The 26,302-nt window shown below is 71.2% G+C and carries 27 protein-coding genes and 1 riboswitch; of the genes, 15 read left to right on the top strand and 12 right to left on the bottom strand.

Features of this window, described 5'->3' with window-relative positions; all coding sequences use genetic code 11:
- Positions 1 to 73 precede the first annotated feature (73 nt).
- Positions 74 to 274, top strand: a complete 201-nt coding sequence (locus OG871_RS11865) for a hypothetical protein (RefSeq protein WP_371496674.1) — start codon at positions 74 to 76, stop codon at positions 272 to 274.
- 51 nt (positions 275 to 325) lie between these two features.
- On the opposite strand, the gene OG871_RS11860 is transcribed toward OG871_RS11865, so the two are convergent.
- Together OG871_RS11860 and OG871_RS11855 are read right to left on the bottom strand one after the other, a co-directional pair.
- On the bottom strand, positions 326 to 1,018 hold the full coding sequence (locus OG871_RS11860) for a class I SAM-dependent methyltransferase (protein WP_371496672.1): 693 nt from the start codon (positions 1,016 to 1,018) through the stop codon (positions 326 to 328).
- A 218-nt stretch (positions 1,019 to 1,236) separates the two neighbouring features.
- On the bottom strand, positions 1,237 to 1,833 hold the full coding sequence (locus OG871_RS11855) for a DUF3043 domain-containing protein (RefSeq protein WP_371496670.1): 597 nt from the start codon (positions 1,831 to 1,833) through the stop codon (positions 1,237 to 1,239).
- Between the two features lie 284 nt (positions 1,834 to 2,117).
- On the opposite strand from OG871_RS11855, the gene OG871_RS11850 reads away from it, so the two are divergent.
- Together OG871_RS11850 and OG871_RS11845 are read left to right on the top strand one after the other, a co-directional pair.
- Complete coding sequence (locus OG871_RS11850) at positions 2,118 to 2,888, top strand: PspA/IM30 family protein (protein WP_371503283.1); 771 nt, start codon at positions 2,118 to 2,120, stop codon at positions 2,886 to 2,888.
- A 31-nt stretch (positions 2,889 to 2,919) separates the two neighbouring features.
- The gene (locus OG871_RS11845) at positions 2,920 to 3,213 is read left to right on the top strand and encodes a hypothetical protein (RefSeq protein ID WP_371496668.1); all 294 of its coding nucleotides are present in this window, start codon (positions 2,920 to 2,922) and stop codon (positions 3,211 to 3,213) included.
- A 125-nt stretch (positions 3,214 to 3,338) separates the two neighbouring features.
- Here OG871_RS11845 and nadA read toward each other — a convergent pair whose 3' ends face one another.
- Positions 3,339 to 4,520, bottom strand: a complete 1,182-nt coding sequence (gene nadA / locus OG871_RS11840) for a quinolinate synthase NadA (RefSeq protein WP_371496666.1) — start codon at positions 4,518 to 4,520, stop codon at positions 3,339 to 3,341.
- 191 nt (positions 4,521 to 4,711) lie between these two features.
- Between nadA and OG871_RS11835 the strand changes: the two genes are divergently transcribed.
- The 3 genes from OG871_RS11835 (at position 4,712) to OG871_RS11825 (ending at position 7,783) form a co-directional block, all read left to right on the top strand.
- Positions 4,712 to 5,641, top strand: a complete 930-nt coding sequence (locus OG871_RS11835) for an NADP-dependent oxidoreductase (protein WP_371496664.1) — start codon at positions 4,712 to 4,714, stop codon at positions 5,639 to 5,641.
- Between the two features lie 88 nt (positions 5,642 to 5,729).
- Positions 5,730 to 6,194, top strand: a complete 465-nt coding sequence (locus tag OG871_RS11830; protein ID WP_371496662.1) for an Lrp/AsnC family transcriptional regulator — start codon at positions 5,730 to 5,732, stop codon at positions 6,192 to 6,194.
- A gap of 221 nt (positions 6,195 to 6,415) precedes the next feature.
- Positions 6,416 to 7,783, top strand: a complete 1,368-nt coding sequence (locus tag OG871_RS11825) for an aspartate aminotransferase family protein (RefSeq protein ID WP_371496660.1) — start codon at positions 6,416 to 6,418, stop codon at positions 7,781 to 7,783.
- A gap of 85 nt (positions 7,784 to 7,868) precedes the next feature.
- Here OG871_RS11825 and OG871_RS11820 read toward each other — a convergent pair whose 3' ends face one another.
- A complete protein-coding gene (locus OG871_RS11820) occupies positions 7,869 to 8,741 on the bottom strand; it encodes a GNAT family N-acetyltransferase (protein ID WP_371496658.1) in 873 nt (290 codons plus the stop codon).
- Positions 8,742 to 8,946: 205 nt separating this feature from the next.
- Between OG871_RS11820 and erpA the strand changes: the two genes are divergently transcribed.
- Positions 8,947 to 9,303, top strand: coding sequence for an iron-sulfur cluster insertion protein ErpA (gene erpA / locus OG871_RS11815; RefSeq protein ID WP_371496656.1), 357 nt, complete (start codon positions 8,947 to 8,949; stop codon positions 9,301 to 9,303).
- Between the two features lie 66 nt (positions 9,304 to 9,369).
- Here the strand turns inward: erpA and OG871_RS11810 are convergent, their stop codons facing one another.
- A complete protein-coding gene (locus tag OG871_RS11810) occupies positions 9,370 to 9,978 on the bottom strand; it encodes a hypothetical protein (RefSeq protein WP_371496654.1) in 609 nt (202 codons plus the stop codon).
- Between the two features lie 95 nt (positions 9,979 to 10,073).
- Entirely contained in the window at positions 10,074 to 10,256 is a 183-nt protein-coding gene (locus OG871_RS11805) for a hypothetical protein (RefSeq protein ID WP_371496652.1), read from the bottom strand.
- A 258-nt stretch (positions 10,257 to 10,514) separates the two neighbouring features.
- On the opposite strand from OG871_RS11805, the gene OG871_RS11800 reads away from it, so the two are divergent.
- The gene (locus tag OG871_RS11800; RefSeq protein WP_371496651.1) at positions 10,515 to 11,489 is read left to right on the top strand and encodes a carbohydrate kinase family protein; all 975 of its coding nucleotides are present in this window, start codon (positions 10,515 to 10,517) and stop codon (positions 11,487 to 11,489) included.
- A gap of 6 nt (positions 11,490 to 11,495) precedes the next feature.
- Here OG871_RS11800 and OG871_RS11795 read toward each other — a convergent pair whose 3' ends face one another.
- Positions 11,496 to 12,881, bottom strand: coding sequence for a cysteine desulfurase/sulfurtransferase TusA family protein (locus OG871_RS11795; protein ID WP_371496649.1), 1,386 nt, complete (start codon positions 12,879 to 12,881; stop codon positions 11,496 to 11,498).
- Positions 12,882 to 13,264: 383 nt separating this feature from the next.
- Between OG871_RS11795 and coxB the strand changes: the two genes are divergently transcribed.
- From coxB to OG871_RS11775, 4 genes are all read left to right on the top strand, one after another.
- A complete protein-coding gene (gene coxB, locus OG871_RS11790; RefSeq protein ID WP_371496648.1) occupies positions 13,265 to 14,119 on the top strand; it encodes a cytochrome c oxidase subunit II in 855 nt (284 codons plus the stop codon).
- Entirely contained in the window at positions 14,116 to 15,894 is a 1,779-nt protein-coding gene (gene ctaD, locus OG871_RS11785; RefSeq protein ID WP_371496646.1) for a cytochrome c oxidase subunit I, read from the top strand. The genes coxB and ctaD overlap by 4 nt, the downstream gene beginning before the upstream one ends.
- A complete protein-coding gene (locus tag OG871_RS11780; RefSeq protein ID WP_371496645.1) occupies positions 15,894 to 16,292 on the top strand; it encodes a cytochrome c oxidase subunit 4 in 399 nt (132 codons plus the stop codon). The genes ctaD and OG871_RS11780 overlap by 1 nt, the downstream gene beginning before the upstream one ends.
- A gap of 292 nt (positions 16,293 to 16,584) precedes the next feature.
- The gene (locus tag OG871_RS11775) at positions 16,585 to 17,733 is read left to right on the top strand and encodes an Ig-like domain-containing protein (RefSeq protein ID WP_371496643.1); all 1,149 of its coding nucleotides are present in this window, start codon (positions 16,585 to 16,587) and stop codon (positions 17,731 to 17,733) included.
- Between the two features lie 13 nt (positions 17,734 to 17,746).
- Here the strand turns inward: OG871_RS11775 and OG871_RS11770 are convergent, their stop codons facing one another.
- The 5 genes from OG871_RS11770 to OG871_RS11750 all read right to left on the bottom strand — a co-directional run bounded on the left by OG871_RS11770 (position 17,747) and on the right by OG871_RS11750 (position 22,568).
- A complete protein-coding gene (locus OG871_RS11770) occupies positions 17,747 to 18,133 on the bottom strand; it encodes a GntR family transcriptional regulator (protein ID WP_371496641.1) in 387 nt (128 codons plus the stop codon).
- A 123-nt stretch (positions 18,134 to 18,256) separates the two neighbouring features.
- Complete coding sequence (locus OG871_RS11765) at positions 18,257 to 19,918, bottom strand: cytochrome bc complex cytochrome b subunit (RefSeq protein WP_371496640.1); 1,662 nt, start codon at positions 19,916 to 19,918, stop codon at positions 18,257 to 18,259.
- Positions 19,915 to 20,985 carry a Rieske 2Fe-2S domain-containing protein gene (locus tag OG871_RS11760; protein ID WP_371496638.1) on the bottom strand — a complete coding sequence of 357 codons (1,071 nt, stop codon included), beginning with the start codon at positions 20,983 to 20,985 and terminating at the stop codon, positions 19,915 to 19,917. The genes OG871_RS11765 and OG871_RS11760 overlap by 4 nt, the downstream gene beginning before the upstream one ends.
- The gene (locus OG871_RS11755) at positions 20,982 to 21,791 is read right to left on the bottom strand and encodes a c-type cytochrome (RefSeq protein ID WP_371496636.1); all 810 of its coding nucleotides are present in this window, start codon (positions 21,789 to 21,791) and stop codon (positions 20,982 to 20,984) included. The genes OG871_RS11760 and OG871_RS11755 overlap by 4 nt, the downstream gene beginning before the upstream one ends.
- Positions 21,792 to 21,947: 156 nt before the next feature.
- Positions 21,948 to 22,568, bottom strand: coding sequence for a heme-copper oxidase subunit III (locus tag OG871_RS11750; RefSeq protein ID WP_371496634.1), 621 nt, complete (start codon positions 22,566 to 22,568; stop codon positions 21,948 to 21,950).
- 437 nt (positions 22,569 to 23,005) lie between these two features.
- Here OG871_RS11750 and OG871_RS11745 point away from each other — a divergent pair, with 437 nt between their 5' ends.
- The 3 genes from OG871_RS11745 (at position 23,006) to OG871_RS11735 (ending at position 26,293) form a co-directional block, all read left to right on the top strand.
- Positions 23,006 to 23,431, top strand: a complete 426-nt coding sequence (locus OG871_RS11745; protein WP_371496632.1) for a hypothetical protein — start codon at positions 23,006 to 23,008, stop codon at positions 23,429 to 23,431.
- Between the two features lie 142 nt (positions 23,432 to 23,573).
- Positions 23,574 to 24,650, top strand: coding sequence for an anthranilate phosphoribosyltransferase (trpD, locus tag OG871_RS11740; protein ID WP_371496630.1), 1,077 nt, complete (start codon positions 23,574 to 23,576; stop codon positions 24,648 to 24,650).
- 108 nt (positions 24,651 to 24,758) lie between these two features.
- Positions 24,759 to 24,876, top strand: a riboswitch (SAM riboswitch).
- Between the two features lie 46 nt (positions 24,877 to 24,922).
- Positions 24,923 to 26,293, top strand: a complete 1,371-nt coding sequence (locus OG871_RS11735) for an aminotransferase class V-fold PLP-dependent enzyme (protein WP_371496628.1) — start codon at positions 24,923 to 24,925, stop codon at positions 26,291 to 26,293.
- Positions 26,294 to 26,302: the final 9 nt, after the last annotated feature.

The following is a 26,302-nucleotide window of genomic DNA, read 5'->3' as shown; positions in this document are numbered from 1 at the left end:
GGTATGGGAGCGATCACGGCGGGCACGCTACTGTCCGTACGACACAGCGGTCGGACGGTGGGAGGAGCACGGCATGGTGTGGACGTGGCGGTTCGAGAAGGAGGACGGCTCCGTGGTCTCCGGGGCCGGCGGTGACGAGGAGTTCAGCAGCCAGGGGGACGCCGAGTCCTGGATCGGCGAGAGCTGGAAGGACCTGCTGGAGGGCGGGGCGGACCGCGCGGTGCTGCGCGACGACGACCAGGTCGTCTACACGATGAGCCTGCACGAGGGCTGAGCGCGCGCGACGGCGCCCGCCGCCCTCGCGGCTCCTTGCCGCGGTGTGCCGCTACTTGCCGCCGAAGACGTGGAGCAGGGCCGCGACCTGCCGGTACGGGTCCTGCCGGCCGGCCCGCTCCTCGGCGTCCAGGAGCTGGGCGAGCTGGCGCCCGTCGACCGGCGCGGCGTGGTCCGGCGTGGTGTCGGTGAAGACCCGCACGCCGTACCAGTGCCGCAGCGGCACCGAGACCTCGGCGAGGGTGGTGGCCAGGTCGGCGAGGCGGTCGGCGCGCGCGGACAGCCCCAGCCGGTTGGTGTAGCGGGTCGACTCGAAGGACTGCAGGGCCGTGCGCCAGTCCCCGGTCAGGCCCGGCCGCATGGCCAGGGCGTCGGCGTTGCGGACCACCAGGGAGAGCACGCCGCCAGGGGCGAGCACCCGGGCCAGCGAGGCCAGCATCGGGTCCGGGTCCGAGAGGTAGCGCAGCACGTCGTGGCAGAGCACGACGTCGAAGCTGCGGGGGCCGAACCAGCGCCCGCAGTGGTGGCCGTCGCCGGTGTGCAGCCGCACCCGGGCGCGGACCTCCTCCGGCTCGGCCGCCAGCGCGGCCTGGGCCGCGCCGAGGGTGACCGGATCAGGGTCGAGCGCGGTGACCAGGTGTCCGGCCCGCGCCAGCCGCAGGGCCTGGGTGCCCTGGCCGCAGCCGACGTCCAGCACTCGCAGACCGGTCCGCCCGCTGAGCTGCTCGGCCAGCTGCCGGGCCACCAGCTCCTGGCGGACCAGCGTGCGCAGCCCGCCCTGCCGTTCCAGCCAGTGCCCGGTGGAACTGCCGAGCGGAGCGCTGCCCCGCGCCGGCAGGTGCGCCGGGACGGGTGGTACGGCAAACCGGTCGTGGCCGCCGCCGCCCTGCCCGGGCAGGGCGTACAGCCCGGGCGTCTGCGGATCGACGGCGGAGACCCAGGAGGGCGGGACCGGCTCTGCGGTCAGGGTCGCTCGCCCCGCTTCACCTGCGGCTTGGGCAGCCGCAGTCGGCGCATCTGCAGGGTGCGCATCATCGCGTAGGCGATCACACCGCGGGTGTTCTGGTCGGGGAAGCGCTCACGCAGCGCCTTGCGCAGCCCGAAGCCGAGCCGCAGGAAGTCCAGGATCACCACGACGAAGAACGCCATGAACAGCAGCGTGGACAGCAGCTGCAGGGACTGGACCTTCATCACGCTGAGCACGAGCACGACCACCGCGTACGGCAGGAAGAACTCGGCGGCGGACCAGCGGGAGTCGATGAAGTCGCGGGCGAAGCGTCGCACCGGGCCCTTGTCGCGGGCCGGGAGGTAACGCTCGTCGCCCTCCAGCAGCGCGGTGCGCTGCTTCTCCCGCTCGGAGCGCATCCGCTCGCGCGCCTGGCGGTTCGCCTCCTTGCGGTCCTTGGGCACGGTCACCCGGGTGCGGCGGTTGGCCTCGGCCTCGCTGCGCTTGGGTGTCGGCCGGCCCTTGGGGGCCTGCGGGTCACGGGACAGGGTCTTCTCGTCCTGCTCGGCCAGCGCGGTGGCGGAGGAGGAATCATCTGAGCGGCGTCGGAACACATCACCAGCGTACGTGTTGACCGGGTGCTTTCGGCCAGGGCCGTCGGACCCAAACCGGTATCGATCACCTGGCGTGTCCCTAAGGGAGTCTCCGCCCTCCGGTGGATCATGGAGTCAGGGTCGGCTCCACCCCAGGGACGATGCCTCCGGGGCCTGCGCTGTAGCAGTCTTGTTGCAGCTCGTGCACTGCGGCGAGGACCTCGCTGCGAATACACTCGACGTGTTACGAGACGAATCCGCAGGCCCGAAGAAGGGGGCACTCGACGCCCATGAGCGACGGAATCATGAAGCGTATGGGGCTGATCTTCCGCTCCAAGGCGAACAAGGCCCTGGACCGAGCGGAGGACCCGCGCGAGACGCTCGACTACTCCTACCAGAAGCAGCTCGAACTGCTGCAGAAGGTCCGCAGGGGCGTCGCCGACGTGGCCACCTCGCGCAAGCGCCTGGAACTCCAGCTGACCCAGCTCCAGCAGCAGTCCGCCAAGTACGAGGACCAGGGCCGCAAGGCGCTCTCGCTGGGCCGCGAGGACCTGGCCCGTGAGGCGCTGACCCGCAAGTCGAACCTGCAGTCCCAGATCACCGACCTGGAGACGCAGTACCAGCAGCTGCAGGCCGAGGAGGAGAAGCTCACGCTGGCCTCCCAGCGGCTGCAGGCCAAGGTCGACGCCTTCCGCACCAAGAAGGAGACCATCAAGGCCACCTACACCGCCGCCCAGGCGCAGACCCGGATCGCGGAGTCGTTCTCCGGCATCTCGGAGGAGATGGGCGATGTCGGCCTGGCCATCCAGCGGGCCGAGGACAAGACGGCCCAGATGCAGGCCCGGGCCGGCGCGATCGACGAGCTGCTCGCCTCCGGCGCGCTCGACGACGCCAGCGGCCTCGGCCGCAAGGACGACATCGAGGCCGAGCTGGAGCGGGTGGCCGGCGGCAGCGACGTCGAGCTGGAGCTGGCCCGGATGAAGGCCGAGCTCACCGGCGGCACCCCGGGCGGGGCGCCGCAGGCGATCGAGCAGGGCAAGCAGGACACACCGCCCACGATCAACTACAACAAGTGATCCGACCTCCAGGGACCGGGAGACGCGCGGCATGATCATGAGGGTCATGGGTGAGGGGCAGTTCCAGGTCGGCGACAGCCACCTGAACCGGCTCAATCGGCTCGACGACGAGCTGCTCACCGCACTCGAGTCGGGCGACGAGGCGGGCTTCCGGTCCGCGCTCGCCCGTCTGCTCGACGCGGTGAAGGAGTTCGGCATCCCGGTGCCGGACGATTCCCTGGAGCCGTCCGATCTGATCCTCCCGGACGCCGAGGCGACCATCGAGGAGGTCCGCGCGATGCTGCGGGACGAGGGCGACGGCCTCATCCCGGGCCTCCCGGAGTAGTCCGTGACAGGAAGCGGGGCGGCACCCATCGGGTGCCGCCCCGCTTCCTGTCTCCGTACGCGTCGCCGCACCGAACCGATGTGCGGAAACGATTCTGCCGGCGAGGGCAGGACAGCGGGCCGCCGCTACGGGAGCGCCAGCATGCGGTCCAGCGCCGCCTTCGCGTACTTCTCGGTCTCCGGGTCGACGGTGATCACGTTCGGCACCCGGCCCTCGACCAGCGACTCCAGCGCCCACACCAGGTGCGGCAGGTCGATCCGGTTCATGGTCGAGCAGAAGCAGACCGCCCGGTCCAGGAAGACGATCTCCTTGTCCGGGTGCGCCTTGGCCAGCCGGCGGACCAGGTTGAGCTCCGTGCCGATGGCCCACTTCGAGCCGGGCTCGGCCGCGTCCAGCGCCTTGATGATGTACTCGGTCGAGCCCACCATGTCGGCCGCGGAGACGACCTCGTGCTTGCACTCCGGGTGCACCAGCACGGTGACCCCGGGGATCCGGGCCCGGACGTCGTTCACCGAGTCCAGCGAGAAGCGGCCGTGCACCGAGCAGTGTCCGCGCCAGAGGATCATCTTGGCGTCCCGCAGCTGCTCGGCGGTCAGACCGCCGTTCGGCTTGTGCGGGTTGTAGAGCACGCAGTCGTCGAGCGAGAAGCCCATGTCGCGGACGGCGGTGTTGCGGCCGAGGTGCTGGTCCGGCAGGAAGAGCACCTTCTCACCCTGCTCGTACGCCCACTCCAGGGCCCGCTGGGCGTTGGAGGAGGTGCAGATGGTGCCGCCGTGCTTGCCGGTGAAGGCCTTGATGTCGGCCGAGGAGTTCATGTACGAGACCGGGACGGTCACGTCCGCGATCCCGGCCTCGGTCAGCACGTCCCAGCACTCGGCGACCTGCTCCGCGGTGGCCATGTCGGCCATCGAACAGCCGGCCGCGAGGTCCGGCAGGACGACCTGCTGGGCGCTGCTGGTGAGGATGTCGGCCGACTCGGCCATGAAGTGCACGCCGCAGAAGACGATGTACTCGGCCTCCGGGCGGGCGGCCGCGTCCCGGGCCAGCTTGAAGGAGTCGCCGGTGACGTCGGCGAACTCGATGACCTCGTCCCGCTGGTAGTGGTGACCCAGGATGAAGACGCGGTCGCCCAGCTTCTCCTTGGCCGCGCGGGCGCGCTCGACCAGGTCGGGGTCGGAGGCGGCGGGAAGGTCGCCCGGGCACTCGACGCCGCGCTCGCTGTTCGGGTCGGCCTCCCGGCCGAGCAGCAGCAGTGCGAGCGGCGTCGGAGTGGGGTCGACGCCGTAGGTCTCGGTGGTGGTGGTCACGGGCGGGTGCCCTCCTGTGCGGCCGATCGAACGAACCAGCCTTCTCGTCTATCTGACACTATCTATGATAACCCGTTAGCGTCACTCTGACGATGGCCGTCCTGTCAGTGTGACGAGAACCGCTCGCCGAATCGGCGTCTTCCCGGCGTGGCCGAATCGATATCCGGACCGGCTCGCGCTTGGCTTGGGCCATGAAGGCAATCGCGATCAGGAAGTACGGCGGCCCCGAGGTCGTCGAGTACACCGACCTCCCCGATCCCAAGGTGGGGCCGGACTCGGTGCTCGTACGGGTGAAGGCCGCCGGGATCAACCCGGTCGACTGGAAGGTCCGGGAAGGGTACCTGGACGGGCTGATGGATGTGCACTTCCCGCTGATCATGGGCTGGGACCTGGCCGGGGTGGTGATGGCGGTCGGCGGCGCGGTCACCGAGTTCAGCCCGGGCGACGAGGTGATCGGTTACGTCCGCAAGGACGCCGTGGAGCACGGGACCTACGCCGAGCTGGTCTCCGCCCCCGTCCGCACCCTGGCGCTCAAGCCCGCCGCACTGGACTGGGCGCAGGCCGGCGGGCTGCCGCTGGCCGGACTGGCCGCCCACCAGTGCCTGGGCGGCGCGATGAGACTGAAGGCGGGCGAGAGCGTCCTGATCCACGGCGCGGCCGGCGGCGTCGGCTGCCTGGCGGTGCAGCTCGCCGTCGCCCGCGGCGCCCGGGTGATCGGCACCGCCGGCGAGCGCAACCACGCCTTCCTGCGGAGCCTGGGCGCCGAACCGGTGGCGTACGGGGACGGACTGGTGGACCGGGTCCGCGAGCTGGCCCAGGGCGGGGTGGACGCGGCGCTCGACCTGGTCGGCGGCGGTGAGCCGCTGGAGGTCTCGGCCCAGCTGGTGGCCGATCCGTCCCGGCTGGTCTCGATCGCCGACTACGGTGTGGTGGCCCGCGGCGGCCGCTACGTCTTCGTCCGCCCGGACGCGGCCGGCCTGGCCGAACTGGCCGCGCTGGCCGACGAGGGAAGGCTCCGGGTGCCGGTGGCCTCCACCTTCCCGCTCTCCCAGGCGGCCTCCGCGCAGGCGCTGAACGCGGAGGGCCGCACCCGCGGCAAGATCGTGCTGCTGGTGGACTGAGCCGGGTCTTCGTCAGAATGGGGGCGGTGCGCCGTCTCACCCCGACGCCCCACCACCCCCACCCGCACCACCCGTGGAGCCCGCACCGATGAGCACGCACCGACCGGCAGACCAGGGCGGGGCGTCACTGGACGAGACCGACCGGCTGCTCCTGGAGCACCTGAGCCGGGACGGCCGCGCCTCGTACGCGGAGATCGGACTGCTGGCCAACCTCTCCGCCACCGCCGTACGCCGGCGGATCGACCGGCTCCGGGCCCGCGGGGTGGTCCGCGGCTTCACCGTGGTCCTCGACCCCTCGCTGCTGGGCTGGCAGACCGAGGCCTTCGTCGAGGTCTACTGCCGCGAGCGCACCGCGCCCGAGGAGATCCTGGCCAGCCTGCGGCAGTTCCCCGAGGTGGTCGCGGCCTGGACGGTCACCGGGGACCCGGACGCGCTGGTGCACCTGCGCGCCTCCGACACCCGTCACCTGGAGGCGGTGATCGAGCGGATCCGCAAGGAGCCCGGCGTCCAGCGCAGCCGCAGCTCGGTGGTGCTCTCCCGGCTGATCGGCTGACGCCTCCGCGCGGCGGATCCGGGCGCGCGCAGGATTCCTGCGTGCGGTGGTCGTAACGCGCTCGAATCCTGCCCGGCGGGCCCGCTTCCGACGCGCGGAGGAACGTTTCTGCTGCCTAGGCTGAAGAGCGTCCGGTCGGCCCCCAGCAGCCCCACCCGCCACCGGAATCCCCGCTCCGGGACGATCCCGTCGAGCCCCGAGAACGACTGAGAGGGACACCGGTGTCCGCAGCTCCCGACCGCATGCACCAGCCCGACAACCAGCTGGTCGACCTGGTCTTCGACTACATGCGCGAGCGGCTGCAGTACGACCCCGTGCCGCTCGACCACCCCGGAGACGGCGAGCACCTGCGCAGCCGGCTGGCCGGCCTGCTGAACGAGCGCGGCAACGCCGCCACCGACGTTCTCAAGCTCTACGACCACGAGCTGTCCAGAGCGGTGATCTCCGCCGACAGCCCGCGCTACCTGTCCTTCATCCCCTGCGCCCCCACCAAGGCCGCCCTGCTCTTCGACATGGTGGTCTCCTGCGCCTCCCTGCAGGGCATCTCCTGGCTGGAGGCGGCCGGCGCGATCGCCGCCGAGAACCAGGTGCTGCGCCTGATCGCCGACCGGGCCGGCCTGCCGGAGACGGCCGGCGGCACCTTCGTCTCCGGTGGCTCGGCCGGCAACCTGTCCGCGCTGGTGGTCGCCCGCGACACCGCCCGGCGCAGGCTCGGCGTCGGCCCCGAGGCCCGGCTGCGGATCGCCGTCGCCGACCAGGTGCACTCCTCGGTCAAGAACACCTTCAACATCATCGGCGTGGAGGCCTTCAAGGTCCCGACCGTCGACCGCCGCTTCACCGGCGAGGCACTGCGGGCCGCGCTGGCCGCCGACCCCGACCCCGAGACGGTCATCGCGGTGGTCGGCACCGCCGGCACCACCAACGAGGGCATCGTCGACGACCTGCAGGGTCTGTCCGAGGTCACCCGCGAGCGCGGTATGTGGTTCCACGTCGACGGCGCGTACGGCGGCGCGGGCCTGTTCGCCCCCTCAGTGCGGGAGCGCTACAACGGCATCGAGCACGCCGACTCGTTCATCGTCGACCCGCACAAGTGGCTGTTCGCCCCGTTCGACTGCGCCGCCCTGCTGTACCGCAACCCCCAGCTGGCCCGCGCCGTGCACACCCAGGACGCCTCCTACCTCGACGTCCTGCACACCGACGGCGACGAGTGGAACCCCACCGACTACGCCTACCACCTCACCCGGCGCGCCCGCGGCCTGCCGCTGTGGTTCTCGCTGGCGGTGCACGGCACCCAGGCGTACACCGCCGCGATCGAGGAGGGCCTGACGCTGGCCCGCGAGACCGCCCAGGTGATCCGCGACACCGAGCACCTGGAGCTGCTGCACGACCCGCAGCTCTCGGCCGTCTGCTTCCGCCGCGCCGGCTGGACCAACGAGGACTACTACCGCTGGTCCCAGCAGCTGCTCGCCGACCAGATCGGCTTCGTCACCCCGACCGGCTGGGACGGCGAGACCGTCGCCCGCTTCGCCTTCGTGCACCCGGGCACCACGATGGAGATGGTCCACGAGATCCTCGCCACCATGGCCTGAGCGGCACACCGGCCCGAGCGGCCGGCCCCGCCGGGGGCGCCGGGGCATCCCCGGCGCCCCCGGCGCGCCTTTGGCGCCCCCGGTGTCAGAGCAGGCCGCCGTTGGGGACGTACGGCATCGGCGGCCGCATCCCCCGCAGCGCGACCCAGCCATGGGTCTCCAGGCTCAGACCGAGCTCCAGCCCCACGTCGACCGCCCACTCCTGCTCCGCCGTGAGGTGCTCGACCAGGGCAGGACGCCCCTGCGGGACGCGCGCCAGGGCCTCCCTCAGCAGCCGGGTGGCGATCCGCTTCGAGGTCGCGCCGAGCAGCTTCACCTCGCCGCCGTGCCGGTAGCAGTACCCGCTGCCGGCCAGGCTGTCGGCGATCAGCAGCTCGTCGTAGTGGTCGATCATGTACGCGTGGTCGGGCCCGTGGGCCGCTCCCCGCAGCCGGCGGTCGACCGAGTCGAGTAGGTGCCGGTGGCCGGCGTTCCCGGGATGCACCGGGATGTCGCCCGGATCCTGCAGGCCGGCCCGGTCCACGGCGCCCCTGAGGGTCATCGCGGGATGCAGGGTGAACCCGGCCCGCCGGTAGTGCCGGGCCGCCGCCGGTGAGGCCGACGCGCACAGCATGCCGCGCAGGCAGCCCCGCCCGTACGCCGTGGCCCGCTCCAGCAGCAGCCGCCCGACCCCCTGCCCCTGGGCCTCGGGCGCCACCACGAACAGGGCCAGGATCCAGACGCCCTCCCGGCGCAGTGACAGCGCGGCCCCCATCGTGGCGCCGTCCCGCTCCGCGATCCAGCAGCCGTCGGCGTCCGCCCGGGCCAGGTGCCGGGTACGGGCCAGCTGCTGCGTCGAGAGCACGTGGTCGTCCGGGCTGTCCCGCGACGTCCCGTAGAAGTGGCGGAAGGCCGCCCGGGCGACGGTCTGTACGGCGCGGGCGTCCGCCGCGGTGTCCCGGAGCCGACGAAGGATCACATCCGCCATCCTCCCCGCGGCAGCCCTCCGACGTGGCCGGTTCGCCCAGATCGGACGGTGAACAAGGTTCCCGGGTGTGCGAGCATGGGTGTGTGGGGGAGCGGGCGACGAAAACGTCCCCCGGAAGCACCACCGACCGGAAATGATTCCGGGAGGCCGCTGGTTGGCACTGGCGGCAGACAGTCGTCAAAGACCGGGAGTAAGCATGACCGTCCAGGACGAGACCACCAAGGTCGAGAGTGGCATCCAGCTGACCGATGCCGCGGCGGCCAAGGTCAAGGGCCTGCTCGACCAGGAGGGCCGCGACGACCTCGCGCTGCGGGTCGCCGTGCAGCCGGGCGGCTGCTCGGGCCTCCGCTACCAGCTGTTCTTCGATGAGCGCTCGCTCGACGGCGACGTCATCAAGGACTTCGACGGTGTGAAGGTCGTCACCGACCGGATGAGCGCTCCCTACCTGGGCGGCGCCACCGTCGACTTCGTCGACAGCATCGAGAAGCAGGGCTTCACCATCGACAACCCGAACGCCACCGGCTCCTGCGCCTGCGGCGACTCGTTCAGCTAAGCCCTGACACCCGAAGGGCGGCGCCGGGAGTTCCCGGCGCCGCCCTTCGGCGTGTGCGGACCGACGTCAGCGCGGGCCGCCGGCGGGATCGCCGTTCGGCTGGACCTGCTCGCCGGTGGCGAGGTCCAGCACCGCCTCGCCGTGGAACGGCTTGTCGAGCTGGGCGCTCACCTCGGTCGGCTTGGCGAGGGCCGCACAGGCCTGGCCCTTGGGCGCCGGCTCGGTGACCACCACGCGGACCCGGATCACCCCGGGCGTGGCCTCCTCGGCCTTCAGCCCGTACCGGTCGCAGATCCCGCCGTAGAAGGTGACGACCAGTTTGGTCCCGCCGTCCACCCGGTAGCCGGTGGCCGGGAACCTCGGCGCCGTCGGGTCCGGCTCGCCGACGGCTATGCCCGGGCCGGGCGGGCTGGCCGGCGCGGACGGCGGCGCGGTCGAGGGGCGCGGGTCGGTGCTCGGCGCGGCGCTGGCGGAGGCCGACGGGGACGCCGGCGCCGTCGGGCCGGTGGAAGCCGGCGAGGCGCTGCCCGAGGGCGATCCGGGCGAGGACGCGGTCGGGGCGCCCTCCGCGCAGGCGGCCAGCGCGCCGACCGCGAGCATCAGTCCGGCCAGTGCGGCGGCGGCCCGGCGGCGGTGGGCGGCCCGGAACGGTACGGCTGCGGTCCTGTCGTCCATGCTGTGACTTCCTCCCGAGGGCTGTGCAGCCCGCCTCTCCGCGGCGCTGCGCGGATTTGACGTGCCCCGGAGGAATCCGGTTCCCCGGTCGAGGATCAGCCGCCGTAGTCCGGCATGCCGGCCACCAGCCGCTGCGCCCCGGCCGGGACCTCGACACCGGCCGGAGTGGCCGGGACGGGCTCGGGACCGGAGGCCAGCGCAGGCCAGAAGCGTTCGAGCCGACGGGACGAACGGACCAGGGCGGCCAGGCTGTCCGGGTCCGCGTCACCTCGCAGCACGCTCGGGGGCCGAACGGGGGAGTGGCTGGGCATCATCGGTCATCGCTCCGATCGCCGAGCCGCGGCGGGCGCCGCGGACGTCCGGGGGTCGGGAAACCGGCCCCTGACTGCGACCCTAGGCCCGCTCGGGCGGCCGGACCAGGCCTACCGCGGGGTAGCACCCGTCGGACGGACGGTCGGCCCGTCCCCGCGCGCCCCTGTACCGTAGGTGAGTTCCCGTTCATCGCTTCCGGCCCCATTCCGCCCGAGGAGACCTCCGTGCGTATCGCCGTCGCCGGCTCGATCGCCACCGACCACCTGACGACCTTCCCCGGTCGGTTCGCCGATCAGCTGGTCGCCGAGCAGCTGCACACCGTGTCGCTCTCCTTCCTGGTCGACACCCTGGACATCCGCCGTGGCGGCGTCGGCCCGAACATCGCGTTCGGCATGGGCCGCCTCGGCCTGCGGCCGATCCTGGTCGGCGCGGCCGGCGCGGACTTCGACGAGTACCGCAGCTGGCTGGAGCGCAACGGCGTGGACACCCAGTCGGTGCACATCTCGGAGACCCGGCACACCGCCCGCTTCATGTGCACCACGGACCAGGACCACAACCAGATCGCGTCCTTCTACACCGGTGCCATGGCCGAGGCCCGCAACATCGAGCTCAAGCCGATCGCGGACCGCGTCGGCGGCCTCGACCTGGTGCTGATCGGCGCGGACGACCCGCAGGGCATGGTCCGGCACACCCAGGAGTGCCGCACCCGCGGCTACGCCTTCGCCGCCGACCCGTCCCAGCAGCTGGCCCGCCTGGAGGCCGACGACATCCGCGAGATCGTCGACGGCGCCGCGTACCTGTTCACCAACGAGTACGAGGCCGCGCTGATCGAGACCAAGACCGGCTGGAGCACGGACGAGATCCTCTCCCGGGTCGGCACCCGGGTCACCACGCTGGGCGCCAAGGGCGTCCGGATCCAGCGCAAGGGCGAGCCGGACATCACCGTCGGCTGTCCCGCCGAGGAGCGCAAGGCCGACCCGACCGGCGTCGGCGACGGCTTCCGCGCCGGCTTCCTGGCGGGCCTGTCCTGGGACCTCGGCCTGGAGCGCTCGGCCCAGCTCGGCTGCATGCTCGCCACCCTGGTGATCGAGACCGTCGGCACCCAGGAGTACCAGCTGCGCCGCAGCTCCTTCGTCAGCCGCTTCGAGGCCGCGTACGGCGCCGAGGCCGCCGCCGAGGTCCGCGCCAAGCTCGGCTGACGAGGCTCAGCCGACCCTGCGCACCAGGTAGGCCCGGCCCCGGTCGCCGCCGTACTCGGCGGCCGGGGCCTCACCGAGGTACTCCTGCCCGCGCATCTCGCACCAGGCCGGAATGTCCAGCCGGGCCGCCTCGTCGTCCGCCAGCACCACCACCGTGCCGCCGACCGCGACGTCGCCGATCCGCTTGGCCAGCTCGATGACGGGCAGCGGGCACCGCTTGCCGAGCGCGTCCAGCACCACCTCCGCGGCGGCCGGCGCGGGCCGGGCGAGGTCCAGGCCGAGCGGTGCCCGCACCCCCGCGACCAGGTCGGGCAGCACCGCGAGGAACCGCTCGACGTCCGCCTCCGCGACGCCGTACGGGAGCGAGATGCGCACGTTGCCCTCGGTCAGCACACCCATCGCCGCCAGCACATGGCTGGGGGTCAGGGTGGAGGAGGTGCAGGAGGAGCCGGAGGAGACCGCGAAACCGGCCCGGTCCAGCTCGGTCAGCAGCACCTCGCCGTCCACGTAGAGGCAGGAGAAGGTGACCAGGTGCGGCAGCCGGTGCACCGGGTCACCGACCACCTCGACCTCCGGGACGAGCTGCGGGACCCGGGCCCGGATCCGCTCCACCAGGGCGTGCAGCCGGGCGTTCTCCCGCTCGGCCTCGGCCCGTACCGCGCGCAGCGAGGCCGCCGCGGCCACGATCGCCGGGACGTTCACGAAGCCGGGCACCCGGCCGCGCTCACGTTCGTCGGCCGGCAGCGGGGAGGCGTACCGGACGCCCTTGCGGACGGCCAGCACCCCGACGCCCGCGGGGCCGCCCCACTTGTGCGCACTGGCCGTCAGCAGCGACCAGCCGTCCGGCACGGGCAGCCGGCCCGCGCTCTGCGCGGCGTCCACCAGCAGCGGTACCCCGCCGCAGAGTCCGGCCGTCTCGGCGACCGGCTGGAGGGTGCCGACCTCGTGGTTGGCCGACTGCAGGACGGCGAGGGCGGTGTCCTCCCGGAGCGCGGCGGCGAACGCCGCGGGGGCGACCCGGCCGAGCCGGTCCACCGGCACCACGCCGACCTCGCCGCCGGCGGCCTCGTGCTGTTCGGCGGTGTGCAGGACGGCGGAGTGCTCGACCGCGGAGTGCACCAGGTGACCGCCCCGGCGCCGGTTGCCGCGCAGCGCCCCGAGCATCCCCAGCTGCACCGCCTGCGTCCCGCTCGCGGTGAACGAGATCTCGTCGGCGCGCGCGCCCAGCACCTCGGCGACCGTCTCGCGGGCGGCGTCCAGCAGCATCCGGGCCTGGCGCCCGGAGCGGTACAGTCGCGCGGGGTCGGCCCAGCCCTCGTCGAGCGCGGCGGTCAGCGCCTGCCGGGCGACGGGGTGCAGCGGGGCGGTGGAGGCGACATCGAAGTACGACACGGTCCCACGCTATCCCGCCGCCCCGGCCCGGCCCGGCGCACGCTGACGGCGGTTCAGGCGGGGCCCGGCGGCTCGGCGGGAACCGCCCTCTTTGTCGGGTTCATCCCCACCCGACGGTCCGTCACCCGCGTGTCGCAGCACCGTCGCCCGATCGGGTGTGCGACCCTCGGATGCCTACGGTGACCTGCGGCTCCTTCCCTGCCGGGTCTGATCGGGTAGCCGGGCGGCGCGTTACCGGGGGCTGCTCGTGAGTGGCGCATAAGGATGCAGTAGCGTTTGGCCCGCATAAGCATTCAAACCGTGCCCGTGGCCGGGCCGCCGGGGGAGCCAAGGCTCCAGCTCAGGGTGGCGCGATCGCGGGCGAGACTTCGGGAAGGCGCTACGTGAGTCCCAACGGCTCCGACCGCTCGCCGCGGCGCACGATGCGGCGGAAGCTGCCTCAGGCGCTGGCACTGGGCCTCGTCATCGCGTCCGCCACCGGCTGCTCGGCCAACGACCTGCCCAGGCTTGGCCTCCCCACCCCGGTCACCAAGGAAGGACCCCTGGTCCTCCACATGTGGCAGGGCTCGTGGATCGCGGCGTTGGTTGTCGGCGCACTGATGTGGGGTCTGATCCTCTGGAGCGTGATCTTCCACCGGCGCAGCCGCACCAAGGTGGAGATTCCGGCTCAGACCCGGTACAACGTGCCCATCGAGGCGCTGTATACCGCGGTCCCCCTTGTCATCGTCTCGGTGCTCTTCTACTTCGTCGCCCGCGACGAGGCGACCCTGACATCGACCTCCGCCAAGCCCCAGCACGTGGTCAACGTGGTGGGCTTCCAGTGGAGCTGGGCGTTCAACTACGAGAACACCGAGAACCCGGACCCGGCGAACACCAACGCCGCGTACGACGTCGGCACCCCCGCCGAGCCGCCGACCCTGTGGCTGCCCGTCAACGAGTCGGTGACGTTCCGACTGACCTCGCGTGACGTGATCCACGACTTCTGGCCGATCAACTTCCTGATGAAGCAGGACGTCATCCCGGGCGTGGTCAACAAGTTCGAGGTGACCCCGACCGCCGAGGGCACCTATCGGGGCAAGTGCGCCGAGCTGTGTGGCGTCGACCACTCGCGGATGCTCTTCAACGTGAAGGTCGTCTCGCACGACGCGTACGAGCAGCACCTCAAGGAGCTGCGGGCCAAGGGCCAGGCCGGCGCGGTGCCCTCGGGCATCACGACCACGGGAAGTGAAGAAGAGTGACCATCCTCAACGAGCCCGCCGCGGCCGGCGGGGGAGCCGGGGCCGTCACGGCCGGCGGTGCCCAGCGCACCCGCAAGCCGGGTTCCACCATCATCAAGTGGCTCACCACCACTGACCACAAGACGATCGGGACGATGTACCTGGGCACGTCCTTCGCCTTCTTCCTGATCGGCGGCATCCTCGCGCTGGTCATGCGCGCCGAGCTCGCCCGTCCCGGGACGCAGATCCTGTCGAACGAGCAGTTCAACCAGGCGTTCACGATGCACGGCACGATCATGCTGCTGATGTTCGCGACGCCGCTGTTCGCGGGCTTCGCCAACTGGATCATGCCGCTCCAGATCGGTGCCCCCGACGTCGCCTTCCCGCGACTGAACATGTTCGCCTACTGGCTCTACCTGTTCGGCTCGATCATCGCGGTGGCCGGCTTCATCACCCCGCAGGGTGCCGCCGACTTCGGCTGGTTCGCCTACTCCCCGCTGTCCGACGCCGTCCGCTCCCCGGGCATCGGCGCCGACATGTGGATCATGGGTCTGGCGTTCTCCGGTTTCGGCACCATCCTCGGTGCGGTCAACTTCATCACCACCATCATCTGCATGCGCGCGCCCGGCATGACGATGTTCCGGATGTCGATCTTCGTCTGGAACGTCCTGCTGACCGCCGTGCTGGTCCTGCTGGCCTTCCCGGTCCTCGCCGCCGCGCTCTTCGCGCTGGAGGCGGACCGGAAGTTCGGAGCACACGTCTTCGACCCGGCCAACGGTGGTGCGATGCTCTGGCAGCACCTCTTCTGGTTCTTCGGTCACCCCGAGGTGTACATCATCGCGCTGCCGTTCTTCGGCATCGTGTCGGAGATCATCCCGGTCTTCAGCCGCAAGCCGATGTTCGGTTACTCCGGCCTGATCGCGGCCACCATCGCGATCGCCGGTCTGTCCGTGACGGTGTGGGCCCACCACATGTACGTCACCGGCCAGGTGCTGCTGCCGTTCTTCGCCTTCATGACCTTCCTGATCGCGGTCCCGACCGGTGTGAAGTTCTTCAACTGGGTCGGCACCATGTGGAAGGGCTCGCTGAGCTTCGAGACCCCGATGCTCTGGACGATCGGCTTCCTGGTCACCTTCCTCTTCGGTGGTCTGACCGGTGTGCTGCTCGCCTCCCCGCCGATCGACTTCCACGTCTCGGACTCGTACTTCGTCGTCGCCCACTTCCACTACGTGGTCTTCGGCACCGTCGTCTTCGCGATGTTCGCCGGCTTCCACTTCTGGTGGCCGAAGATGACCGGCAAGATGCTGGACGAGCGCCTCGGCAAGATCTGCTTCTGGACGCTGTTCATCGGCTTCCACATGACCTTCCTGGTCCAGCACTGGCTCGGCGCCGAGGGCATGCCCCGCCGCTACGCCGACTACCTGGCCTCGGACGGCTTCACCACGCTGAACACCGTCTCGACCATCGGCTCGTTCCTGCTCGGTCTGTCGATCCTGCCGTTCCTCTACAACGTCTGGAAGACCGCGAAGTACGGCGAGAAGGTCGAGGTCGACGACCCGTGGGGCTACGGCCGCTCGCTGGAGTGGGCGACCTCCTGCCCGCCGCCGCGGCACAACTTCCTGACCCTGCCGCGGATCCGCTCCGAATCGCCGGCCTTCGACCTCCACTACCCGGAGATCGCCGCGCTGGACTACCTGGAGAACCACGGCGAGCCGGCCAAGCACTTCGCCGGTGTGACCCCCGCGCAGTACGACCGCCCCCCGCTGGGCAAGGGCAAGAAGGAGGGTGACGCCTGATGAAGGAGCAGGGCAAGATCTTCATCGGCTTCGCCGTCTTCATCCTGGCGATCGCCATCACGTACGGCCTCTGGGCGAAGGAGCCGGCCGGTACCACCGCGCTGTTCCTGGCCTTCTCGCTGTGCGCCTTCATCGGCTACTACCTGGCCTTCACGGCCAAGCGGGTGGATTCGGGCCCGGGTGACAACCCGGACGCCGAGGTCGCCGACGACGCCGGTGACGTGGGCTTCTTCGCCCCGCACAGCTGGCAGCCGCTGTCGCTGGCGATCGGTGGCGCGCTGGCCTTCCTGGGCGTCATCTTCGGCTGGTGGCTCCTGTACTGGTCGATCCCGATCATCCTGGTCGGCCTGTACGGCTGGGTCTTCGAGTTCTACCGGGGCGAGAACCAGAACCAGTAGGTTCCCTCCCGCTCCTGGCACGGGCCGGGCATCCCTTCGGGGGTGTCCGGCCCGTTGTCGTGCGCCGGGCGGCCCGTCACCCGGGTGGGGCAACGGGCCGGGCGCCGGGGTGCCGTCCGTCCGGGTGCTTCCTACGCTCCGAGTAATCGTCTCGAAGAGCTCGGAGGCAACGATGGGCCGCAGTCGGAGACACACGAACGGACGGACCGCCGCCGCCGCGATACTGCTGCTGGTACCCGTGGCGGCCTGCTCATCGGCGGGTGGGACCAGGGAGGCCAGCACCTTCTCGACGGTGGACGCGGGGCCTCTGGTGCACGCCGCCGCCGACACCGATGTCGATCCCTCGAAGCCGTACACGGTCACCGCGGCGCAGGGCAGCCGGCTGACCGACGTCACGGTGACCGGCCCGGACGGCAAGCAGGTGGCCGGCCGGCTCGCCGACGACCAGGCCAGCTGGCAGACCACCGGCCGGCTGAGGGCCGGGACGCACTACACGGTGCAGATCGCCGCCGACAACGGCAAGGGCGGCCGGGGCGTGACGACCACCGCCTTCACCACCCTGACGGCCCAGAACCTGCTGACCGCAGAGCTCGGCCCGGACTCCTCCGGCAGCGGCATCTACGGTGTCGGCCAGCCGCTCACGGTGAAGCTCTCCGCCCCGGTCAAGGACCCGGCGGGCCGCCAGGAGGTCGAGCGGAGCCTGTCCGTCCGGTCCGAGCCGGCCGCGACCGGGGCCTGGTACTGGGTGGACGACCAGAACCTGCACTTCCGGCCGCAGACCTACTGGCCGGCCAACGCCAAGGTGCAGCTGGTCTTCGACGCGGCCGGCGCACGGATCTCCGACGGCCTCTACGGCGGCGACCGCAGCAGCCTCAGCCTGCGCACCGGCGACCGGGTCGAGGCCGTGGTGGACGCCGGCACCCACCAGCTGACCTTCAAACGCAACGGCGAGCTGGTCAGGACGCTGCCGGTGACCACCGGTAAGCCGGGTTTCGACACCCGCAACGGCGTCAAGGTGGTGCTCGGCCAGGAGCCCCAGGTGCGGATGAGCGGCGAGAGCATAGGCATAGCCGCCGGCAGTTCGGAGTCCTACGACCTGCAGGTCATGTGGGCCACCCGGGTGACCTGGAGCGGCGAGTACGTGCACGCGGCGCCGTGGTCGGTCGGCTCGCAGGGCGTCGCCAACGTCAGCCACGGCTGTACCGGTATGAGTACCGAGAACGCCCACTGGTTCTTCGAGAACACCCGAGTGGGTGACATCGTCCAGGTGGTCAACAGCCTGGGCGACCCGATGGAGCCGTTCGGCAACGGCTTCGGCGACTGGAACGTGTCCTGGGAGGACTGGGTCAAGCACAGCGCCCTGGGCAAGCCGGTGTCCACCTCCGGCACCGCCGACGGCGGCCCGGGCCAGGCCTGGGGCGGGCTGCTGCCCCAGGTGTGACGGCGGAGCGGAGTCAGGCCCCCTGCGGGGCGCGCTCGCCGTAGGCCACGGCGAGCGCGCCCCTGGCCGCCTCCAGTGCCTCCTCCTGGGTGACCCCGAGGCGCAGCGCGTGCCGGGCGTACTCCGCGGCCTTGGCGGCCACCATCCGGTGCGCGGTGTCACCCACCGCGGCGATCAGGGTGCCGCGCCGGCCGTGCGTCTCCACCACCCCGTCCGACTCCAGCTCCCGGTAGGCGCGGGCGACCGTGTTGGCCGCCAGGCCTAGCTCCTCGGCCAGCGCCCGGACGGTGGGCAGCTTCAGCCCGACCGGCAGCTCTCCGCTGTGGGCGAGCTCCGAGATCCGGGCCCGGACCTGCTCGTACGGCGGGACGGGGGAGTCGTGGTCGACGGACAGCTGCACGGGCGCTCCTGACGGTTCGTGGGGCACCATTGTGCCTCCTGGACGGGTACGACGAAGGCCCCTGCGCGGACTGCGCAGGGGCCTTCGTACGGTGGCGATCAGTGCTGATCGGTCAGCACGGGATCAGTGGTGGCCGTGGCCGCTCTCGATCTCGCGGAACTCCTCCGCCGTGGGCTTGACGATCTGGCCGCCCTCGCCGAAGTAGCCCTCGGAGAGCTTGGCGCGGGTCTTGGCCAGGACGCCGGCCTTGCGGGCGACACCGTTCTCGTCGGTCGCCGCGGCGAGCTCGACCGGCTGGTGCTGCTCGTGCGCGGTGAGGGTGTGCAGGTCCTTGGCCGCCAGCGGCGTGTGGACCTCGACGAACTCACCGTGCGGCAGGCGCTTGATGACGCCGCTCTCGCGGCCGTGCAGCACCTTCTCCTTGTCGCGGCGCTGGAGGCCGAGGCACCAGCGCTTGGTGACGAAGAAGACGATGACCGGCACCACGAAGAAGCCGACCCGCACGAAGTACGTGATCGAGTTCAGCGACAGGTGGAAGTGGGTCGCGAACAGGTCGTTGCCACCACCGACCAGCAGGACCAGGTAGAGGCTGATCCAGGCGGCGCCGAGCGCGGTGCGGACCGGGGCGTTGCGCGGGCGGTCCAGGATGTGGTGCTCGCGCTTGTCACCGGTGATCCAGCCCTCGATGAACGGGTACACCGCGATCGCGACCAGGACCAGCGGGAAGATCGCCAGCGGGACCATGACACCCAGGTTGAGGGTGTGGCCGCCCCAGACCGAGATCTCCCAGCCCGGCATGATGCGGATCAGGCCCTCGGAGAAGCCCATGTACCAGTCGGGCTGGGCGTCGGTCGACACCTGGTCCGGACGGTACGGGCCGTACGCCCAGATCGGGTTGATCGTGGCGATCGCCGAGATGGCCGAGATGATGCCGAACACCAGGAAGAAGAAGCCACCGGCCTTGGCCATGTAGACCGGCATCAGCGGCATGCCGACGACGTTCTTCTCGGTCTTGCCCGGGCCCGCCCACTGGGTGTGCTTGTGGTAGAAGACCAGGATCAGGTGCGCCACCAGCAGGCCCAGCATGATGCCCGGGATGAGCAGCACGTGGATGGTGAAGAACCGCGGCACGATGTCGGTGCCGGGGAACTGGCCGCCGAACAGGAACATCTGGATGTACGTGCCGACGATCGGCACCGCCAGGATCGCGCCCTCCATGAACCGGATACCGGTACCCGACAGCAGGTCGTCGGGGAGCGAGTAGCCGAAGAAGCCGTCGAACATGCCGAGCACGAGCAGCAGGAAGCCGAAGACCCAGTTGATCTCACGGGGCTTGCGGAACGCGCCGGTGAAGAAGACGCGCATCATGTGCACGAGCATCGCCGCCACGAAGACCAGCGCGGCCCAGTGGTGGATCTGGCGGATCAGCAGGCCGCCGCGGATCTCGAAGCTGATGTCCATGGTCGAGGCGTAGGCCTCGGACATCCGGATGCCGTCGAGCGGGGTGTACGGGCCGTGGTAGACGACCTCGGCCATGCTCGGCTTGAAGAACAGCGTCAGGTACACACCCGTGAGGATGATGATGATGAAGCTGTAGAGGCAGATCTCGCCGAGCATGAAGGACCAGTGGTCCGGGAAGATCTTGCGCAGGTTGGACTTGGCCAGGGTGTAGATCCCGAGCCGTCCGTCCGCCCAGTCCGCGGCCGCCTCCGCCTTGTTGGCGGGCTTGGCGCGGGTGCTGGCCGGCTTCGAGGCGCTGGAGGTCGCGCCGCTCGTGGTGCTCATCGCTTGCGCTCCCAGAAGCTCGGACCGACGGGCTCGTCGAAGTCGCCGGTGGCGACCAGGAAGCCCTGCTCGTCAGTGGTGATCTTCAGCTGCGGGAGCGGGTGACCGGCCGGGCCGAAGATGACGCGGGCGCCGTCCGCCAGGTCGAAGGTCGACTGGTGGCAGGGGCAGAGTGCGTGGTGGGTCTGCTGCTCGTACAGGCTGATCGGGCAGCCGACGTGGGTGCAGATCTTCGAGTAGGCGAGGATGCCCTCGAAGCCCTTGTCGCGCGACTCGTTGTCCTTGATGTCGTCCGGAGCGATCCGGACCAGCATCAGCGCGTCCTTGGCGATCTGGACCTGGAAGTCCTCCGCCTCCTCCTCCAGGCCCTCGGGCTTGGCGAAGGTCAGCGAGCCGACGATGACGTCCTCGGGCTTCATCGGCTCGTTGGTGTTCACGTTGATCAGCTGGAGCGGCTTCTGGGGGGTCGCCACCTGCCAGCCGGTGTGGTTCAGCTTCTGCTCGGGCATCGGGCCCAGGTCGCGCAGCAGCACGACACCGGACAGCGGCACCAGGGCCATCGAGCCGATCATGGTGTTGCGGATCATCTTGCGGCGGCCGAAGCCGGACTCGGCGGCGCCGGTCCTGAACTGCTCGATGACGTCCGCGCGGACCTCGTCGTCGGCCTCGATCGGGTGACGCTCGGCCGGGATCTCGTGGTCCGACATCAGCGTGCGGGCCCAGTGGACCGCGCCGGCGCCGATGCAGAAGAGCGCCACACCGAGGGTCAGGCCGAGCGCGAAGTTGAGCGCGCTGACGTGACCGAGCGGGAAGATGTAGACGATCTTGTCGATGTCGAAGATCACGTACGAGGCGATGAAGCCGATCGTCGCGAGCATCGAGATCACGAACATCAGCGACACCTGGCGCTCGGCCCGCTTGGCGGCCCGCTCGTCGATGTCGGTGCGTCGCGGCTCGTGGACCGGCAGGCCCGGGTCGGCGAAGGGGTCGTCGTGGACGGCGACCGCGTGGCCGTGGGAGTCGCCGTGCGACTCCGGCAGGTTCTCTTCAGAGATGTCGTGGCTCATGACTTCTTGGCCTTGGTGGTGTGGGCGGCGACCCAGATCGCAACCGCGATGAGCAGACCGAGACCGAAGATCCAGCCGAACAGGCCCTCGGTCACCGGACCGAGGCTGCCCAGGGTCAGGCCACCCGGGTTGGGCTCATCGTTGGTGGTGTGGCGCACGAACGCCACGATCTGCTTCTTCTGCTCCTCCGGCATGGTGGTGTCGGGGAACGAAGGCATGTTCTGCGGGCCGGTCTGCATGGCCTCGTAGATGTGCTTCGCGTCGACGCCCTCCAGCGAGGGCGCGTACTTGCCCTTGGTGAGGGCACCGCCCTGACCGGCGAAGTTGTGGCACTGGGCGCAGTTGGTGCGGAAGAGCTCTCCGCCCTTGGCCACGGCGTCCGCGTCGGTCGCGGTGTACTGCTCCTTGGCCGGCGTCACCGGGCCGGGGCCCAGGGAGGCGACGAAGGCGGCCAGCTGGTCGATCTGGGCCTGGGAGTAGATGTTCTTCTTGGCCGGGACCTGGGCACCGGGCTGCTGCGCGGGCATGCGGCCCGTTCCGACCTGGAAGTCGACCGCGGCGGAACCGACGCCGACCAGGCTCGGACCGTCGGAGCCGCCCTCGCCGTTGAGGCCGTGGCAGGAGGAGCAGCCCAGGGCGAAGAGCTTCTTGCCCTCGTCGATGGCCAGGGACTGCGCGGAGGTGTCGGCCTGGGCCTTCTCGGCCGGCGCGAAAGCGGCGTACAGCCCCCCGGTGGTCGCCAGGGCGAGAAGTAGGACGACCAGCGCCGCCAGTGGGTGGCGCCGTCGTGCGGAGAGCTTTTTCACGGAATAACCCCGGTGTCAGGATCTGGTCGGCTGGTGGCTGCGTCCGGGTGCCTCGGCTGCTCAGGCCGGGCACGGGGACGCGCGGTCGGGTCGGTGCGGCGCGAGCCGAAGGGCAGGCGCAGTCTCCGGCCGGCGGCCAGCGACCTGATCAGCTGGTTACTTGATCAGGTAGATGGTCGCGAACAGGCCGATCCACACGACGTCGACGAAGTGCCAGTAGTACGACACCACGATCGCGGCGGTGGCCTGCTCGTGCGTGAACCGCTTGGCTGCGTACGTCCGTCCCAGGACCAGCAGGAAGGCGATCAGACCACCCGTCACGTGCAGACCGTGGAAGCCGGTGGTCAGGTAGAACACCGTGCCGTACGCGTCGGAGGACAGCGAGAGGCCGTCCTTCTTCACCAGCTCGGTGTACTCGAAGATCTGACCACCGATGAAGATCGCGCCCATCACGAAGGTGATGACGAACCACGACCGGAGCTTCTTCACATCACCGCGCTCGGCGGCGAAGACGCCGAGCTGGCAGGTGAGGGAAGAGAGCACCAGGATCGTGGTGTTCACCGAGGAGAACGGCACGTTGAGCGCGCTCGCCTTCTCGGTCCAGAACTCTGGGCCCTTGACCGAGCGGAGCGTGAAGTACATCGCGAACAGGGCCGCGAAGAACATCAGCTCCGAGCTCAGCCAGACAATGGTTCCGACGCTGACCAGGTTCGGCCTGTTGACCGCTCCGTGCGCGTGTCCGGTTTCTGTTGCTGTTGCTGTCGCCACGACGGACATTATGTCGGTCCCTTATTCCGTCTTCACGTCGGGGGGTCTCCCTCGGAGTGTCCGGTGCGTGCGGTATGCCCCGATGGACTCGGCCCGGCGGCCCCCGGGTGCCGCTCGCTGGGCGTTGTCCGATTTCTGACGGTTGTTCGACGGCCCCGAACCGGGGTCCACCACTCGTCTGCCCGGCGTGTCCCCCGGTGCCCGGCGTTCGTTGGAGGTGTACCGGCAGAGCCGTCCGGGTGGTCCGCGGCGGAGAGGGTGACGCCGTTACGCCCGGGAGGGTGAGTGACGGGCGCGGCGGCTTGAGCGAGATCGCGTCAGGGGCTCACCACGAGGGGTGGGCGGGAGTAGCATCCGAGGTGAACGTGGTCCGGGTCACACCGGGTCGCGCGGAGCCGACACGCACGACACCTATTAATGGGGACGAGCACCCGGGAGCAGGGCCCATGGCGCACACGACCGACGAGACGCTCACCGTTCTCGTCTACAGCGACGACCGCAACACCCGCGAGCAGGTCACCCTGGCGCTGGGCCGCCGGCCCGCCGCCGACCTCCCGGAGATCGAGTACCTGGAGTGCGCGACCACCCCCGCCGTCCTGCGGGCGCTGGAGAAGGGCGGTGTCGACCTCTGCGTGCTGGACGGCGAGGCCGCACCGGCCGGCGGGCTCGGCCTCGGCCGGCAGCTCAAGGACGAGATCTACGGCTGCCCGCCCGTGCTGGTGCTGATCGGGCGCCCGCAGGACTCCTGGCTGGCCGCCTGGAGCCGGGCCGACGCCGCCGTGTCCCACCCGGTCGACCCGGTCGCGCTGGCCGAGTCCGCCGCGACGCTGCTGCGGGCCCGGATCGCCCGGCGGACCCCGGCGCACCGGTAGGCGCGCCGATCCCCACGGCCCCGGTTCGACCGGTCGTCTCAGCAGGAGAGAAGCCGTCCCGAGATTCCGGCGCGCGCCCCGCGCCGCTCGCTAGGCTGACTCCGACCTGATGGTGATGTACCGATGAGAGCTGGAGTCAGCCATGGTGAACGTGCACCCTGCGAACGGCGGCGACGACCCCGCGCAGGTGGTCCGCACCTGGCCGGACGTCCTGACTGCACTGCTGAAGGGGGAGGACCTCGCCCAGGCCGACACCGCCTGGGCGATGGACCGGATCATGACCGGCGAGGCCACCCCGGTGCAGGTGGCCGGCTTCATGGTCGCGCTGCGGGCCAAGGGCGAGACGGTGGCGGAGGTCTCCGGCCTGGTCGACGCGATGTACGCGCACGCCGAGCCATTGCACATCCCCGGCCCGGCGGTGGACATCGTCGGCACCGGCGGCGACCGGGCCAAGACGGTCAACATCTCCACCATGTCGGCGATCGTCGCGGCGGCCGCCGGCGCCAAGGTGGTCAAGCACGGCAACCGGGCCGCCTCCTCGGCCAGCGGCTCCTCCGACGTGCTGGAGCGGCTCGGCATCCGGCTCGACCTGAGCGCGCGCCGGGTCGCCGAGGTGGCCGAGGAGACCGGGCTGACGTTCTGCTTCGCCGCCAAGTTCCACCCCGCCATGCGGCACGCCGCGCAGGCCCGCCGCGACCTCGGGGTGCCGACCGCGTTCAACATCCTCGGCCCGCTGACCAACCCGGCCAAGGTCACCGCGCACGCCATCGGCTGCTTCGACACCCGGCTGGCCGGCCTGATCGCCGGCGTGCTCGCCCGGCGGGGCTCCACCGCCCTGGTCTTCCGCGGTGACGACGGCCTGGACGAGCTGACCATCTCGACCACCTCGCGGATCTGGCTGGTCGACGGGGGCCGCGTCACCGAGAGCTCCTTCGACCCGAGGGAGGTCGGCATCGACCTGGTCGGCCTGGAGGCGCTGCGCGGCGCCGATCCCGAGTACAACGCGGGCGTGGTGCGCCGGCTGCTGGCCGGGGAGCGCGGCCCGGTCCGGGACGCCGTCCTGCTCAACAGCGCCGCCGCGCTGGTCGCCCTCGACCTCACCGACGCCCCGCTCGCCGAGCAGCTCGCGGCCGGCATCGAGCGGACCGCCGCGGCGATCGACTCCGGCGCGGCCGCGGCGACCCTCAAGCACTGGGTCGAGGCCACGGCCCGCGACTGACCGGATCCGACGGGGCCCGCCGGGCAGCCTGCTCGGCGGGCCCCGCCGCGTCCGAATGCCGGAACGGTGTTTGACCACTCTCCGGATGCTGGCCTAGAGTCCGTGCCAGGTCATGAGTGACAGCGACAAGCCCCAGCTTGCTGTCCGGCAACCCTCCGTCCGTGGCGGGGTGCCCTGGGTGAGGACCGGGCCACTCGGCGATCCGTCCGCGTGGCAAGCGCGGACTTCCGGCATCGCACTCCCGGGGTCCTTTCCCAGGAGGAGTGCACCCCGTGACTGTTTCCACCGGTCTCCGCGCCCCGCTCGCCGTCCTCGGCCACGACGTCCAGGTCCCGCTGGTCGGCGGCGAGAAGGTCACCTACGCCGCGCTCGACTACGCCGCCAGCGCCCCCGCCCTGCAGCGGGTCTGGGACGACGTCGCCGCCTACGCCCCCTACTACGGCAGCGTGCACCGCGGGGCCGGCTACCTCTCCCAGCTCTCCACCGACCTGTTCGAGCAGAGCCGCCGTACCGTCGCCGACTTCCTCGACCTGCGCGAGGACGACCAGGTGGTCTTCACCCGGGCCACCACCGACTCGCTCAACCTGCTGGCCGCCGCCGTGCCCGCCGGCACCCGGGTGTTCGCCTTCGAGACCGAGCACCACGCCTCGCTGCTGCCCTGGCGCCGCGAGGGCGTCACCGTCCACTACCTGCGCGCACCCCGCTCGCACGCCGAGGCGGTCGCCGCGCTGGACGCCGCACTGACCGAGCACCCCGACGGGCCGCGGCTGCTGTGCGTCACCGGTGCCTCCAACGTCACCGGCGAGCTGTGGCCGGTCGCCGAGCTCACCGAGACCGCCCACCGGCACGGTGCCCGGATCGTCCTGGACGCCGCGCAGCTGGCCCCGCACCACCGGGTGTCGGTCCGCGAGCTGGACGTCGACTGGATCGCCTTCTCCGGCCACAAGCTCTACGCCCCGTTCGGCGCCGGCGTGCTGGCCGGCCGCAGCGACTGGCTGGACGCGGCCGAGCCGTACCTGGCCGGCGGCGGCGCCAGCCGTACCGTGGCCCGCGAGGCGGACGGCTCGGTGGCCGTCGAGTGGCACCGCGGGCCGTCCCGGCACGAGGCCGGCTCGCCGAACGTGATCGGCGCCTACGCCATCGCCTCCGCCTGCCGGGCGCTCACCGAGGCCGGCTTCGACGCGCTCCAGGCCCGCGAGCAGGAGCTGATCGAGCGGCTGAAGGCCGGACTGGCCGAGATCCCCGAGGTCAGGGTGCTCAGCCTGTTCGGCACCGACGCGGCCCGGGTCGGCGTGCTCTCGTTCGTGGTGCGGGGCTGGAACAGCTCGCACTTCTCGGCCGCGCTCTCCGCCGAGTACGGCATCGGCGTGCGCGACGGCCTGTTCTGCGCCCACCCGCTGGTGCGGACCCTGCTCGGCGGGGAGGAGGCGGCGCCGTCCGAGTGCGGTGCGCCGGAGGCCTCGCTGCCCGGCGAGCGCAGCCTGAACGCGATCCGGGTCAGCTTCGGCGCCGGCACCCCCGACGAGCACCTGGACCGCTTCCTGGGCGCCGTCCGCGAGCTGGTCACCGACGGGGCCCGCTGGAGCTACCGCAACGAGGGCGGCCGCTGCGTGGCGGACGTGCTGTCGCCGGCGCGCGGCTAGCCGCCCGCC

Source organism: Kitasatospora sp. NBC_00374, assembly GCF_041434935.1.
In the GTDB taxonomy this organism is placed as follows: Bacteria; Actinomycetota; Actinomycetes; order Streptomycetales; family Streptomycetaceae; genus Kitasatospora.
The sequence above is the reverse complement of the archived record's forward strand: the minus strand, read 5'-3'. Positions and strand labels throughout refer to the sequence as shown.

What these genes read in the sequence shown, in the direction of transcription:
- OG871_RS11865 (WP_371496674.1), top strand. Translation starts at nt 74, where the DNA reads ATGGTGTGGACGTGGCGGTTCGAGAAGGAGGACGGCTCCGTGGTCTCC.
- OG871_RS11850 (WP_371503283.1), top strand. Translation starts at nt 2,118, where the DNA reads ATGAAGCGTATGGGGCTGATCTTCCGCTCCAAGGCGAACAAGGCCCTG.
- OG871_RS11845 (WP_371496668.1), top strand. Translation starts at nt 2,920, where the DNA reads ATGATCATGAGGGTCATGGGTGAGGGGCAGTTCCAGGTCGGCGACAGC.
- OG871_RS11835 (WP_371496664.1), top strand. Translation starts at nt 4,712, where the DNA reads ATGAAGGCAATCGCGATCAGGAAGTACGGCGGCCCCGAGGTCGTCGAG.
- OG871_RS11830 (WP_371496662.1), top strand. Translation starts at nt 5,730, where the DNA reads ATGAGCACGCACCGACCGGCAGACCAGGGCGGGGCGTCACTGGACGAG.
- erpA (WP_371496656.1), top strand. Translation starts at nt 8,947, where the DNA reads ATGACCGTCCAGGACGAGACCACCAAGGTCGAGAGTGGCATCCAGCTG.
- OG871_RS11810 (WP_371496654.1), bottom strand. Translation starts at nt 9,978, where the DNA reads ATGGACGACAGGACCGCAGCCGTACCGTTCCGGGCCGCCCACCGCCGC.
- OG871_RS11780 (WP_371496645.1), top strand. Translation starts at nt 15,894, where the DNA reads ATGAAGGAGCAGGGCAAGATCTTCATCGGCTTCGCCGTCTTCATCCTG.
- OG871_RS11765 (WP_371496640.1), bottom strand. Translation starts at nt 19,918, where the DNA reads ATGAGCACCACGAGCGGCGCGACCTCCAGCGCCTCGAAGCCGGCCAGC.
- OG871_RS11760 (WP_371496638.1), bottom strand. Translation starts at nt 20,985, where the DNA reads ATGAGCCACGACATCTCTGAAGAGAACCTGCCGGAGTCGCACGGCGAC.
- OG871_RS11750 (WP_371496634.1), bottom strand. Translation starts at nt 22,568, where the DNA reads ATGTCCGTCGTGGCGACAGCAACAGCAACAGAAACCGGACACGCGCAC.
- OG871_RS11745 (WP_371496632.1), top strand. Translation starts at nt 23,006, where the DNA reads ATGGCGCACACGACCGACGAGACGCTCACCGTTCTCGTCTACAGCGAC.
- trpD (WP_371496630.1), top strand. Translation starts at nt 23,574, where the DNA reads ATGGTGAACGTGCACCCTGCGAACGGCGGCGACGACCCCGCGCAGGTG.